The sequence below is a fragment of the Photobacterium nomapromontoriensis genome (genome assembly GCF_050336815.1).
GTDB lineage: Bacteria > Pseudomonadota > Gammaproteobacteria > Enterobacterales > Vibrionaceae > Photobacterium > Photobacterium nomapromontoriensis.
The window spans coordinates 1-13964 of record NZ_JAKJSL010000034.1 but is presented as its reverse complement, the minus strand read 5'-3'; the positions used below and the strand labels follow the sequence as shown (position 1 = coordinate 13964).

The following is a 13964-nucleotide window of genomic DNA, read 5'->3' as shown; positions in this document are numbered from 1 at the left end:
ATTAATCAAGTGGTTATAGGAAATTTGAAAAGTTCTGAAATGAGATTAACTTTTAGTTGTTTTTAGTTTTTCTATTTGAGAAATCATGCACATAGAATTAATTTATTGCATGTATTTGTGATCATAAACACATAAAATTATTCGTACATCAGGTAAATAGCATTAACCGGGCCATTATCTTTGATTTTGTTTTATCCGCTTAGCTGCGCAATTTGTGTATCAAGGATGATCTCTGGTGAATCTTTGTTTAGAATGAAGTGTTCTCCCAATTCATTAATTGACTGGTTTGGCAATAAGGCCGAACTGGTTTTGTTTTGCCTTTTATAGCTATGGCTATACAGGCGTTGAGGTAAAGAAATTTATGGAAAAGATTCCAATGACGGTACGCGGCGAGAAGCTGCTACGCGAAGAACTGGAAACTCTGATGAAGCGTCGCCCGCATATTTCTCAGGCGATTGGTGAAGCGCGTGAGCTGGGTGACTTGAAGGAAAATGCCGAGTACCACGCAGCACGTGAAGAGCAAGGGATTTGTGAAGCGCAAATTCGCGACATTGAATATAAGCTATCATATGCGCAAGTAATCGATGTTACGAAGATGACTAAAACCGGTAAAGTGATCTTCGGTACCACGGTCACTCTGGTTGATATCGATACAGAAGAAGAAGTGACTTACCAAATCGTCGGTGATGATGAGGCCGAAATTAAGGCGGGTCGTATTTCTGTTAATTCACCGATTGCCCGTGGTTTGATCGGTAAAATGCAAGATGATGAAGTGACTATCGTGACCCCAGGCGGTAAGCGCGAGTTTGAAATTGCAGAAGTGGCTTATATCTAATCAGACTAAATTGTTATTAAATGTGACAAAATAGTAACGATCACGGCGTTCCATGCCATGATTAAGAGATAAAAAAGGCCGCAGCGGCGGCCTTTTTTATTTACGCGGAAGCTCGATCTTTCGGTCTTCGCTCTGGCGGAACAGTACTAGGGTCTTACCGATAACCTGAACTTTTTCAGCCTTAGTTTCGCGGACAATGGCGTCAACGATCAAAACCTTGGTTTCACGCTCTTCAGCAGCCACTTTAACCTTGATAAGCTCGTGGTGACCTAGCGCAAGTTCAATCTCAGCGAGTACGGCTTCTGTTAGGCCATTGGCACCCATAAGAACTACAGGTTTTAGGTTGTGGGCAAGACCTTTTAGGTATTGCTTCTGCTTGGTGCTTAGATTCATGTCGACTCTATATTAAATTTAGGGTTGAAAACCGCGTATTCTAACGCCATATAGTCTAGATGACTAATTTGTTTAGTATACGCCAATTTTGGTGTTGCTGAGTATACTTGATAAGTACCCAAACTCATTAGGTAAATCATGAGTAAAAAAAAGCATTCGGGCAGTTCTGGCCGTTGGTTGAAAGAACATTTTGATGACAAATATGTTTTAGAAGCGCAAAAAAGGGGCTATCGCTCTCGCGCAATTTTCAAAATTGAAGAGATTCAGCAGAAAGACAAACTGCTAAAACCGGGTATGACTGTGGTGGATCTGGGCGCTGCGCCTGGGGGATGGTCACAGTATGCGGCAGAAGTAGTGGGTGATGACGGGCAAGTTATCGCGTGTGATATCCTTCCGATGGATTCTTTGCCGGGTGTGAGCTTTTTGCAAGGGGATTTTCGCGAAGAAGCGGTATTGGATGCGTTATTGGAGCGTATTCAACCAGACATGGTGGATGTTGTGTTATCGGACATGGCTCCTAACATGAGTGGTAACTTAGCATCAGATCAGCCTAGAGCAATGTATCTTGTTGAACTAGCATTAGATATGTGTCGACAAGTACTTGCACCAGATGGCAGCTTTGCGGTAAAAGTTTTCCAAGGCGAAGGCTTTGACCAATATCTGGCAGATGTGCGTAATATGTTCAAAGTGGTCAAAATTCGTAAGCCGGATTCATCGCGAGATCGCTCTCGTGAGGTTTATATTGTAGCTACAGGTTATAAACTGTAGTACCCTAAATTCATCTATTAGTTATCGCGAGGTTAACCCCTTGAGTGACATGGCAAAAAACTTGATTTTGTGGTTGGTTATCGCTGTGGTTCTGATGTCTGTCTTTCAGAGCTTTGGTCCCGGTGATAATGCTGGCCGTCAAGTCGACTATACAACCTTTGTCCGTGAAATCGGTCAGGATCAGATAAGGGAAGTGCGATTCAATGATCGTGAAATCACCGTTTATAAGCGGGATAACACGCGATACGTCACTTATCTGCCTGTCTATAACGATCCAAAGCTGTTAGACGACCTGATTAACGCGAACGTGAAGGTACTGGGTACTCCACCGGAGGAACCAAGCCTACTCGCTTCAATCTTTATTTCCTGGTTCCCGATGCTGTTATTGATCGGTGTTTGGATATTCTTTATGCGCCAGATGCAGGGCGGCGGTGGCAAAGGTGCCATGTCGTTCGGTAAATCCAAGGCTCGCATGATGGGTGAAGATCAGATCAAAACGACCTTTGCGGACGTGGCGGGCTGTGATGAAGCCAAAGAAGATGTCAAAGAACTGGTTGATTACCTGCGTGACCCAAGCCGTTTCCAGAAATTGGGCGGTAAGATCCCGACGGGTGTATTGATGGTCGGTCCTCCTGGTACCGGTAAAACCTTGCTTGCCAAGGCGATTGCGGGTGAAGCCAAAGTACCGTTCTTTACTATTTCAGGCTCTGACTTCGTTGAAATGTTTGTCGGTGTGGGTGCATCCCGTGTCCGTGACATGTTCGAACAAGCGAAGAAAGCCGCGCCTTGTATTATCTTCATCGATGAAATTGATGCCGTTGGTCGCCAGCGTGGTGCCGGTGTCGGTGGTGGTCATGATGAACGTGAGCAGACACTGAACCAGATGCTGGTTGAGATGGATGGTTTCGAAGGTAACGAAGGTATTATCGTTATCGCCGCAACTAACCGTCCTGACGTACTGGACCCAGCCTTATTACGTCCTGGTCGTTTCGACCGTCAGGTAGTAGTTGGCTTGCCGGATGTGCGTGGTCGTGAACAAATCCTGAAAGTGCACATGCGTAAAGTGCCACTAGACGGTGATGTGAAACCTGAGCTGATCGCTCGTGGTACACCTGGTTTCTCAGGTGCCGATCTGGCGAACTTGGTGAACGAAGCGGCATTGTTTGCTGCTCGCGGCAACAAGCGCACGGTCTCAATGGTTGAGTTCGAATTGGCAAAAGACAAAATCATGATGGGCGCAGAGCGTAAATCAATGGTTATGTCAGAAGAGCAAAAAGAATCAACGGCTTATCACGAAGCTGGCCACGCGATTATTGGTCGCTTGGTTCCGGATCATGACCCTGTTTATAAGGTGTCTATTATCCCTCGTGGTCGTGCATTGGGTGTAACCATGTACTTGCCAGAGCAGGATCGTGTTAGCCACTCACGCGAGTTCCTCGAGTCAATGATCTCCAGCCTTTATGGTGGTCGTTTGGCGGAAGAGCTAATTTATGGTCGTGAGAAGGTATCAACTGGTGCGTCGAATGACATTGAGCGAGCAACCGATATTGCCCGCAAGATGGTGACGCAGTGGGGCTTCTCTGAGAAGCTAGGACCATTGCTGTACGCTGAAGATGAAGGTGAAGTCTTCCTGGGTCGCTCAGTGACACAAAGTAAGCATATGTCTGACGATACTGCTAAGTTGATTGACTTGGAAGTTCGTGAACTTATCGACCGTAACTACGAACGTGCTCGTCATATCCTAATGAGTAATATGGATATCATGCATGCGATGAAAGATGCGTTGATGAAGTACGAGACCATTGATGCGGGTCAGATTGATGACTTAATGGAGCGCAAAAAAGAGATCCGAGCGCCGAAAGGCTGGGATGACTCTGGCGATACAATGAAATCTTCTGATGAAGCCGTCAAAGCCGATGAATCAGTGAAAGCGCAAACAGAGTCTGTTGTTACTGACACTGAGCAAGTTTCTGACGATACGACATCTGAGCAGAATAAAGAAGACGATAAGCCTCAGGCTTAATTGACTTCGGTAAAAATAAAACCCCGGCCTAGGTCGGGGTTTTTTATTCGTATCCATTTTTGCTATAGCAATGTATACCAACCACAGTCAGTGATCATTAATAGCGTAGGTCAACGGCTTGATAATAAAATCGAAAATCTCGATAAGCCATTGTTATGCAATCAATATTCATAACGTCGTTACCGGGCTATTTAACAAGCTAGAATGACCCGTTATTAATGACGATTGGTATTAAGATCATGCTATTGATTGGGTATGAACCAAGGGAGCAATCATTAATGATATTGACAAGTAAAAACAAAACCCTCGATCTGACACGCCCTCATACCATGGGGATCTTAAACCTCACTCCTGATTCCTTTTCAGATGGCGGCCGTTTTATTCAGTTAGATGCGGCACTACGTCATGCAGAAAGCATGCTGGTGGCTGGAACCAGTATTCTTGATATCGGTGGTGAGTCTACTCGTCCAGGAGCGGAAGCGGTTAGCCAGCAGCAAGAGCTGGATAGGGTGATTCCGGTAATAGAAGCCTTACGTCAGCGGTTTGATTGCTGGATCTCGATAGATACCAGTAAAGCACAGGTTATGCATGATGCCGTAAATGCGGGTGCAGATTTAATTAATGATGTTTATGCTCTACAGGCACCAGGTGCGCTGGATACGGCTGCTGCCGCTGGCGTTCCTATTTGCTTGATGCATATGCAAGGTCAACCGCGTACAATGCAAACCCAGCCAACCTACCACAATGTTATTGCTGATGTAGGTGCTTTTTTGGATGAACGTATTAATGCTTGCGCGAGTAAAGGGATTCATCGCGATCAATTATTGCTCGATCCCGGTTATGGCTTTGGTAAAACAGTAGAGCATAATTATCAATTGCTTGCGCATTTGGATGATTTTCATCGATTCGGCTTACCCTTATTAGTAGGGATGTCGCGTAAGTCGATGATTTTTAAGTTATTAGATAAGCAACCTGCTGACTGTCTCGCCGGTAGTTTGGCCTGTGCGGCCATTGCTGCGATGAAAGGGGCGCAGATCATCCGGGTGCACGATGCCATCGAAACGGTTGATGTGCTCAAGATCTGTGAAATGACCCTTTCGCAACGCTAAGTGTTGAAGGCGAACGGTACAGCAGGATTTTAACAATATGCTAGGAGCGAATCATGGCAGAACGTAAGTATTTTGGTACCGATGGGATTCGAGGTCTTGTTGGTGAAGGCGCAATTACACCCGAGTTTGTCCTAAAGTTAGGCTGGGCGGCGGGTCGCGTACTATCGCAACAAGGCACGAAGAAAGTGCTTATCGGCAAAGATACCCGTATCTCTGGCTATATGTTGGAATCTGCTCTAGAAGCAGGTTTAGCGGCAGCGGGTTTGCAAGCCGCTTTTACCGGTCCAATGCCAACCCCTGCGGTTGCTTACTTGACCCGTACTTTCCGCGCTGAAGCCGGGATTGTGATATCAGCATCGCATAACCCATATTATGACAACGGTATCAAATTCTTTTCTGCTGAAGGCACGAAATTACCGGATGAGGTTGAGCTGGCCATTGAAGAAGAAATGGCAAAACCGCTGACCTGTGTAGAATCTGCAATGCTAGGTAAAGCGTACCGAATCAATGATGCGGCAGGTCGCTATATTGAATTCTGTAAAGGCACCTTTCCAAGCCAAATGGATTTGACAGGGTATAAAATTGTGGTTGACTGTGCCCATGGTGCCACTTACCACATTGCCCCCAATGTATTTAAAGAGTTGGGGGCCGAGGTCGTCACCATTGGCTGTGAGCCAAACGGGGTCAATATCAACGATAAAGTGGGTGCCACGGATGTTGCGGCACTTCAAGCCAAAGTGCTGGAAGAGAAAGCCGATTTTGGTGTTGCGCTTGATGGTGACGGTGACCGTATCATCATGGTAGATGAAGAAGGTAATAAGGTCGATGGCGATCAGATCGCCTATATCATTGCCCGTGATGCGTTGCGCCGTGGTGAATTAAAAGGTGGTGTGGTTGGTACGCTGATGACTAACCTGGGGATGGAAAACGCCCTGAAAAACCTTGGTATCCCGTTTGTACGCGCCAAAGTGGGTGATCGCTACGTCATGGAAGAGTTGCAAAAGCACAATTGGCTGATTGGGGCTGAGAATTCAGGCCATGTTATTTTGCTCGACAAAGTGACAACCGGAGATGGTATTGTAGCGGCCTTGCAGGTAATGTCATCTATCGTTGGCAGTAAAATGACGCTTAAAGAGCTGGCCGATGGCATGACCATGTACCCGCAGGTATTGGAAAATATTCGTTTTTCTGGTGACAGTAACCCACTTGAGTCAAACGCCGTATTAGCTGCTCAAGCCGAGGTTGAGACCAAACTCGGTGAAAAAGGGCGAGTTTTGTTGCGTAAGTCAGGTACCGAGCCATTGATCCGCGTGATGGTTGAAGGTGAAGATAGTAAGTTGGTTCAAGAATCAGCACTGTATATCGCTCAAGCCGTGAAAGATAACTGTTAATACCTCAATATCATGCCGGATTTGCCTAAAACTTCGACAAGTGATTCACTGATATGCTATTTCAATGAAATTTTACTTGTCAGTGATGGCGGCTTTCGCTAGTATTCATCCCGCTCCTTAAGGAAGGGGTGCGCTGGTACTGCTGTAGCAAATCCGGCACAACAATCTAACCATAGGTGGATCCATGTACGAAATTCTACTTGTGATTTATCTGTTGGCTGCGCTTGGTGTAATTGGCCTAGTGCTAGTACAGCAAGGTAAAGGCGCAGATATGGGCGCATCATTCGGCGCAGGCGCATCAGGTACCCTGTTTGGCGCAAGCGGCTCAGGTAACTTTTTAACCCGAATGACTACACTGTTTGCAACCGTATTCTTTGTGATTAGTCTTGTGCTCGGTAATATGAGCGCTAAGCAAGCAAATGAAACCAGTGGTTGGGAGAATCTTAACGCTCCAGCGACTGAGCAAGTGGTAGACAAAACTGAGAGTACGCCTGTTAATAGCGATATTCCTCAGTAATAACAGAATTTAGCCGAGATGGTGAAATTGGTAGACACGCTAGCATGAGGTGCTAGTGCCGCAAGGTGTAGGGGTTCAAGTCCCCTTCTCGGCACCATTATTTGTTACTTGAAAGAGTAACGTCTGGGCGATATACTTGCCGTCAGATTACGGACGCGGGGTGGAGCAGCTTGGTAGCTCGTCGGGCTCATAACCCGAAGGTCGTTGGTTCAAATCCGGCCCCCGCAACCACTTTCCGAAAAAGCAGCTATTCTTAATGAGGTTGTTTTTTCTATCACAACGTCACTGTTGTGGTATTCAGGGTCCAGTGATAAAAAACCCCGTAATTCGGGGTTTTTTATTATCTGAAACATGACCATTCAGGTATCTACTGGGCTTTATAGCCCTTTTTTTGTTTCCGGGGGGTTGTCTTGACAGCTTTAGAGATGCAATTAACCGAACTGCTTGAAGCGCCGGTAACGGCAATTGGCTACGAGCTTGTTGGGTTAGAGTTTATCCGTGCAGGTGCGCACTCAACACTACGTGTATTTATCGACCATGAAAACGGTATCTTCGTAGAAGATTGTGCAGAAGTGAGCCGCCAGATCAGCGCTGTAATGGATGTTGAAGATCCAATTACGGTTGCTTACAACCTGGAGGTCTCTTCCCCTGGTCTAGAAAGACCGCTATTTAAAGCCGCACATTACCAACAGTTTATTGGCCACGAGGTCAGCTTGGTGTTGAAAATGGCGATGGGTAACCGTCGCAAGTGGAAAGGTGACATCATTACCGTTGACGGTGAGCTTGTCACATTAAACGTTGATGGCAATGAAGAAACATTTGCACTAAGCAATATTTCCAAGGCCAATCTGGTTCCAAAGTTCTAACCGCTAAATTGGGGCATTAGAAATGAACAAAGAAATTTTGGCTGTCGTTGAAGCGGTATCCAACGAAAAAGCTGTTCCTCGTGAGCGTATTTTCGAAGCACTAGAGATCGCGCTGGCAACAGCTACAAAGAAAAAACACGAAGCAGAAATTGATGTTCGTGTAGAAATTGATCGCAAAACGGGCGAATTCGTTACGATGCGTCGCTGGAAAGCCGTAGAAGAAGTGACTCAGCCAACGCTTGAGATGACGATTGAAGCGGCTCAGTACGATGACGAAACAATGGAGCTAGGTGGCTACGTTGAAGAAGAAATCGAATCCGTAACATTCGACCGTATTACAACCCAGACGGCCAAGCAAGTTATCGTACAGAAAGTACGTGAAGCTGAGCGTGCACAGATCGTTGAACAGTTCATTGACAATGAAGGTGAACTAATTACGGGTGTAGTCAAGAAAGTTAACCGCGATGCTGTTATCATTGACCTTGGCAATAACGCAGAAGCCGTTATCTTGCGTGAAGATCAACTTCCTCGTGAAAACTTCCGTCCGGGTGACCGTGTTCGTGGCTTGCTGTATGCTGTACGCCCAGATGCGCGCGGTTTCCAGTTATTCATGACTCGCTCTAAAGCAGACATGCTGACAGAGCTATTCCGTATTGAAGTACCAGAAATCGGCGAAGAGATGATCGAGCTGATGGGTGCTGCTCGTGATCCAGGTTCTCGCGCAAAAATTGCCGTTAAGACTAACGACAAGCGTATTGACCCTGTCGGTGCATGTGTGGGTATGCGTGGTGCGCGTGTTCAGGCTGTTTCCGGTGAGCTTGGCGGTGAGCGTATTGATATCGTGCTTTGGGACGAAAACCCAGCACAATACGTTATCAATGCTATGGCGCCTGCAGAAGTGAGCTCTATCATCGTTGATGAAGACAACCACACCATGGACATTGCTGTAGAGAAGGACAACCTTGCTCAAGCAATCGGCCGTAGTGGTCAGAACATTCGTCTAGCGTCTCAGCTAACTGGCTGGGAACTGAATGTAATGACAGTAGAAGATCTACAGAAGAAGCATCAGGAAGAAGCACAAGAGTCTATCGAAGTATTTACTAAGCACTTGGATATCGACGAAGATTTCGCAACAGTATTGGTTGAAGAAGGTTTCACCACGCTAGAAGAAATCGCTTATGTGCCTGTTGCTGAACTAATGGCAGTTGATGGTCTTGATGAAGAGACCGTGAATGCACTGCGTGACCGTGCGAAAGAAGCGCTGACTACGCTTGCTCTTGCCCAGGAAGAAACTTTTGAAGGTCTAGAGCCTGCTGAAGATCTTCTCGGTCTAGACATCCTTGATCGTGAACTTGCGTTCAAGCTAGCTGCGAAAGGCGTTTGCACACTAGAAGATCTTGCTGATCAAGGTACTGACGATATCACTGATATTGAAGGTGTTGATGAAGCAAAAGCGGGTGAGTTGATCATGGCTGCTCGTAATATCTGCTGGTTTAGTGACGAAGCTTAATAAAGCTTAAAATATTAATCGCAAGGGAGGAGCAGCATGTCAGAGGTTACAGTTAAAGCATTAGCCGAGGAAATCGGCACGCAGATTGACCGTTTGCTTCAACAGTTTGCCGATGCTGGTATCAGCAAGAAAGCTGAAGATAATGTAAGTCAACAAGAAAAACAGTCGTTGCTGAACCACCTCAAGAAAGAACATGGTGGTGAGAGTAACTCTGGCGAGGCCCCTACACGCCTTACTTTGCAACGTAAGACTCGAAGCACATTGAGTGTTTCGGGCTCTGGTGGCAAGAATAAAAGTGTTCAAGTAGAAGTGCGTAAAAAGCGTACCTTCGTTAAGCGTTCTGCGCTTGAAGAAGAACAGCGTGTTGCTGATGAAGCAAAACGTTTAGCAGAAGAGACAGCCACACATGAAGCAGAACTAGCTGCTCAGCGTGCTGTTGAAGAAGCTGCTAAGCGTGCCGCTGACGAGCAGGCGAAGCGTGAGGCTGAAGAGGCTGAACAGCGCGCAGTTCAAGAAAAGCGTTTAGCCGAAGAACAGGCTAAGCAGAATATAGAACAGAAAGTGACACGTGATGCAGAGGAAGAGCAGAAGCGTGAAACTGATACAAAGCGTGCGGCTGAACAGAAAGCCAAACGCGTCGCCGCTGATGAACAGGCTAAGAAAGAGTCCGAGGCGCTTCAACGTCGCCGGGAAGAGGAAGCCAAGCGTAAAGCCGAAGAAGAGAGTCAGCGTCAGCTAGAAGAGGCACGCAAAATGGCAGAACTAAATGAAAAGAACTGGTCAAAAGCTGACCAGGAAAAAGGTAATATGGATAAAACAGACTACCATACTACGACGTCTACCCATGCACGCGCAGCGGAAGACGAACAGGATCGCAAAGAAGAAGGCGCTCGTCGCCGTAAGAAAAAGAAACCAGCAGCTAAGCAAGACGATCGCAATGCGAACGCTCGCGGTGGTCGTAACCAGCGTGGTCGTGGTAAGCCGCAAATGGCTAAGCCAACGTCTATGCAGCACGGTTTCGATAAAACAGCCGTTGTTGCTAAGCAAGATGTTGTTATTGGCGAAACGATTGTTGTGTCAGAACTTGCTAACAAGATGTCAGTAAAAGGCGTTGAAGTTATTAAGGTGATGATGAAGATGGGTGCAATGGCAACCATCAACCAAGTTATCGACCAAGAAACAGCGTCACTGGTTGCTGAAGAAATGGGTCACAAGGTTATTTTACGTAATGAAAATGAGCTTGAAGACGCCGTTATGTCTGACCGTGATGAGAACCTAGCAGTCGTTCCTCGTGCACCAGTTGTGACCATCATGGGTCACGTTGACCACGGTAAAACGTCTACTCTTGACTACATTCGTAAAGCACACGTTGCTTCGGGTGAAGCGGGCGGTATTACCCAGCACATCGGTGCATACCACGTTGAAACTGACAACGGTATGATCACCTTCCTAGATACTCCGGGACACGCTGCGTTTACGTCAATGCGTGCTCGTGGTGCGCAAGCGACGGACATCGTTGTACTTGTTGTTGCAGCAGATGATGGCGTGATGCCACAGACAGTTGAAGCTATCCAGCACGCGAAAGCGGCAGGTGTACCTCTGATTGTTGCTGTAAACAAGATCGATAAAGAAGATGCAAACCCTGACAACGTTAAGAATGAGCTTGCTCAGTATGACGTTATGCCAGAAGAATGGGGCGGCGATAATATCTTCGTTCACATTTCTGCGAAGCAGGGTACTAACATCGACGGCCTACTTGAAGCGATTCTACTTCAGGCGGAAGTACTTGAACTGACTGCTGTTGAAGACGGCATGGCGAAGGGTGTAGTTATTGAATCACGTCTTGATAAAGGTCGTGGTCCAGTTGCAACTGTCCTTGTTCAGGAAGGTACGCTACGCAAGGGCGATATCGTACTTTGTGGCCTTGAGCATGGTCGTATTCGTGCGATGCGTGATGAGTTGGGTCGAGATATCGAATCAGCGGGTCCTTCTATTCCAGTTGAGATTCTAGGCCTATCAGGCGTACCATCAGCGGGTGATGAAGCCACTGTTGTACGTGATGAGCGTAAAGCTCGTGAAGTTGCGCTATTCCGTCAGGGTAAATTCCGTGATGTTAAGCTGGCTCGCCAGCAGAAAGCGAAACTTGAGAACATGTTCGCGAACATGACTGCCGGTGAAGTTGCTGAACTTAACGTGGTACTGAAAGCGGATGTACAGGGTTCTGTTGAAGCGATTGCAGACTCACTACGTAAGCTATCAACTGATGAAGTAAAAGTGAACATCATCGGTTCTGGTGTAGGTGCACTGACTGAAACAGATGCTGTACTAGCCGCTGCGTCAAACGCTATCCTACTTGGTTTCAACGTTCGTGCTGATGTTCCTGCGCGTCGCGTTATTGAAACTGAGAACCTTGATCTGCGTTACTACTCAATCATCTATCAGTTGATTGACGAAGTAAAAGCAGCAATGGGCGGTATGCTTGCTCCTGAGTTCAAGCAAGAGATCATTGGTCTTGCTGAAGTACGTGATGTATTCAAATCTCCTAAGATTGGTGCAATCGCGGGCTGTATGGTAACTGAAGGTACCATTAAGCGTAACAACCCAATCCGTGTACTACGTGATAACGTTGTTATTTACGAAGGTGAGCTAGAGTCACTACGTCGCTTTAAAGATGACGTGGCTGAAGTTAAGAACGGCTACGAGTGTGGTATCGGCGTTAAGAACTACAATGATGTTCGCGTTGGTGACCAGATCGAAGTTTACGAAATTATTGAAATTAAGCGTACTCTTGACTAATACTGACAGTCAAAAGCTGCTTTATAACAATTAATCCTATGGGGAGCTTCGGCTCCCCATTCTTTCAACAGAGCATTCTTGATTAGAGAGTTCTCTTTTAAAGAGAGATAGAAAAATGGCAAAAGAATTTAGCCGCACGCAGCGTGTATCCCAACAAGTTCAGAAAGAGCTGGCGGTGATTTTGCAGCGTGAAATCAAAGATTCACGTATTGGTATGACAACCATCTCAAGCGTTGAAGTGTCTCGTGACATGGGTTACGCCAAAGTGTACGTGACCTTCTTAACTGTGGGGGAGCAAACCCCAGAAGGCAGCCTAGAAGCGCTACGCGAAATGGCACCGTATATCCGTTCACTACTTGGCAAGCAAATCCGCCTGCGTGTGACACCAGAGATCACCTTTATTTTTGATAAATCACTGACTGAAGGTATGCGTATTTCTAACTTGGTGTCTAAAGCTGTTCGTGATGACGAAGAGCGTCGTGGCGATGAACCTCAGTCGGAAGACGAGGAGTAATCCATGGCACGTCGTCGTAAGGGCCGTCCAATTGATGGTGTGATCCTGCTGGATAAGCCAACAGGGTTAAGCTCGAATGATGTCCTGCAAAAAGTAAAGCGTATTTTCTTTGCACAAAAAGCAGGTCATACCGGTGCGTTAGATCCTCTGGCAACGGGTATGTTGCCAATCTGTTTTGGGGAAGCGACCAAGTTTTCTCAGTTCTTGTTGGATTCGGACAAGCGTTATCGTGTGATAGCCAAGCTAGGTGAGCGTACCGATACGTCTGACTCTGATGGCGAAGTCGTGCAAACGCGTGACGTGAAAGTTGACCGTGGTCAGCTGGAGCGTTGCATTGCTAAGTTCCGTGGTACGACCGATCAGATTCCATCTATGTACTCAGCACTTAAGTATCAAGGCCGCAAGCTTTATGAGTATGCGCGCGAAGGTATTGAAGTGCCGCGTGAATCGCGCAAAATCACGGTTTACTCTGTGGATTTGCTGCGTTTTAGCGACAATGAAGTTGAGATGGAGTTGCACGTATCAAAAGGCACTTACATTCGTACCATCGTTGATGATTTGGGTGAAATGCTGGGCTGTGGCGCGCACGTAACTTACCTTCGTCGTACGGGGGTTGCTAAGTATCCGATGGAACGTGTTGTCACATTAGAGCAACTGCAAGCCTTGCTTGATCAGGCAAAAGAGCAAGATATTGCTCCAGGTGAGCTATTGGATCCTCTATTGCTACCCACCGACACTGCAGTACAAGATTTACCTGAGGTGAATATTGTACCGGCTTCTGCGGTCTATGTTCTGCATGGGAATCCGGTGAATGCCGGTACCGTACCCGCAGAAGGGACGCAGGTTCGCATCACGGTAGGTGACACGCGTGAGTTTATCGGCGTGGGTGTGATTGACCGTGATGGTCGACTGGCACCGAAACGCGTGATGGCGAACGAGCAAGCGGAATAAGTGAGCGAGTATTGAGGTGCGCGTTCCTAGGGACGAGGGACGAGAAAATGCGAAAGAGCGTTTTTGGATCCGGCGGCCCTATGGCTACCCTATCATGTAATGGTTCTGTAACTCTGTTATGGAGCCATTTTTTTATTCGCTTTTTGCTTATATTGATGGTTCTATAGAACCATAGAACCATAGAACCATAGAACCATAGAACCATAGAACCATAGAACCATAGAACCATAGAACCATAGAACCATAGAACCATAGAACCATAGAACCATAGAACCATAGAACCATAGAACC

Annotated in this window: 12 protein-coding genes and 2 tRNA genes; 13 read left to right on the top strand and 1 reads right to left on the bottom strand. The window is 46.7% G+C overall.

Annotation, left to right across the window (positions count from 1 at the left end; genetic code table 11):
* Positions 1–361: 361 nt before the first annotated feature.
* Positions 362–835, top strand: coding sequence for a transcription elongation factor GreA (greA, locus tag L4D12_RS14725; protein ID WP_428448602.1), 474 nt, complete (start codon positions 362–364; stop codon positions 833–835).
* Between the two features lie 96 nt (positions 836–931).
* Here greA and yhbY read toward each other — a convergent pair whose 3' ends face one another.
* Positions 932–1228 carry a ribosome assembly RNA-binding protein YhbY gene (gene yhbY, locus L4D12_RS14720; protein ID WP_428448601.1) on the bottom strand — a complete coding sequence of 99 codons (297 nt, stop codon included), beginning with the start codon at positions 1226–1228 and terminating at the stop codon, positions 932–934.
* Positions 1229–1366: 138 nt separating this feature from the next.
* On the opposite strand from yhbY, the gene rlmE reads away from it, so the two are divergent.
* The 12 genes from rlmE (at position 1367) to truB (ending at position 13673) form a co-directional block, all read left to right on the top strand.
* A complete protein-coding gene (gene rlmE, locus L4D12_RS14715; protein WP_428448600.1) occupies positions 1367–1996 on the top strand; it encodes a 23S rRNA (uridine(2552)-2'-O)-methyltransferase RlmE in 630 nt (209 codons plus the stop codon).
* Between the two features lie 40 nt (positions 1997–2036).
* The gene (gene ftsH / locus L4D12_RS14710) at positions 2037–4019 is read left to right on the top strand and encodes an ATP-dependent zinc metalloprotease FtsH (protein WP_428448599.1); all 1983 of its coding nucleotides are present in this window, start codon (positions 2037–2039) and stop codon (positions 4017–4019) included.
* Between the two features lie 278 nt (positions 4020–4297).
* Positions 4298–5128 carry a dihydropteroate synthase gene (gene folP / locus L4D12_RS14705; RefSeq protein WP_428448598.1) on the top strand — a complete coding sequence of 277 codons (831 nt, stop codon included), beginning with the start codon at positions 4298–4300 and terminating at the stop codon, positions 5126–5128.
* Between the two features lie 53 nt (positions 5129–5181).
* Positions 5182–6519 (top strand): phosphoglucosamine mutase, encoded by a 1338-nt coding sequence (gene glmM, locus L4D12_RS14700; RefSeq protein ID WP_428448597.1) that lies wholly within the window; start codon positions 5182–5184, stop codon positions 6517–6519.
* A 184-nt stretch (positions 6520–6703) separates the two neighbouring features.
* A complete protein-coding gene (gene secG, locus L4D12_RS14695; RefSeq protein WP_428448596.1) occupies positions 6704–7036 on the top strand; it encodes a preprotein translocase subunit SecG in 333 nt (110 codons plus the stop codon).
* A gap of 12 nt (positions 7037–7048) precedes the next feature.
* Positions 7049–7133, top strand: a tRNA-Leu gene (locus L4D12_RS14690).
* A 57-nt stretch (positions 7134–7190) separates the two neighbouring features.
* A tRNA-Met gene (locus L4D12_RS14685) sits at positions 7191–7267 on the top strand.
* 179 nt (positions 7268–7446) lie between these two features.
* Positions 7447–7902, top strand: a complete 456-nt coding sequence (rimP, locus tag L4D12_RS14680) for a ribosome maturation factor RimP (RefSeq protein WP_428448595.1) — start codon at positions 7447–7449, stop codon at positions 7900–7902.
* A gap of 22 nt (positions 7903–7924) precedes the next feature.
* Positions 7925–9412 (top strand): transcription termination factor NusA, encoded by a 1488-nt coding sequence (gene nusA, locus L4D12_RS14675; protein WP_428448594.1) that lies wholly within the window; start codon positions 7925–7927, stop codon positions 9410–9412.
* 36 nt (positions 9413–9448) lie between these two features.
* Positions 9449–12208 (top strand): translation initiation factor IF-2, encoded by a 2760-nt coding sequence (gene infB, locus L4D12_RS14670; protein WP_428448593.1) that lies wholly within the window; start codon positions 9449–9451, stop codon positions 12206–12208.
* A gap of 115 nt (positions 12209–12323) precedes the next feature.
* On the top strand, positions 12324–12722 hold the full coding sequence (gene rbfA, locus L4D12_RS14665; protein WP_428448592.1) for a 30S ribosome-binding factor RbfA: 399 nt from the start codon (positions 12324–12326) through the stop codon (positions 12720–12722).
* Between the two features lie 3 nt (positions 12723–12725).
* Positions 12726–13673, top strand: coding sequence for a tRNA pseudouridine(55) synthase TruB (gene truB, locus L4D12_RS14660; RefSeq protein ID WP_428448591.1), 948 nt, complete (start codon positions 12726–12728; stop codon positions 13671–13673).
* The last annotated feature ends 291 nt before the right edge of the window (positions 13674–13964 follow it).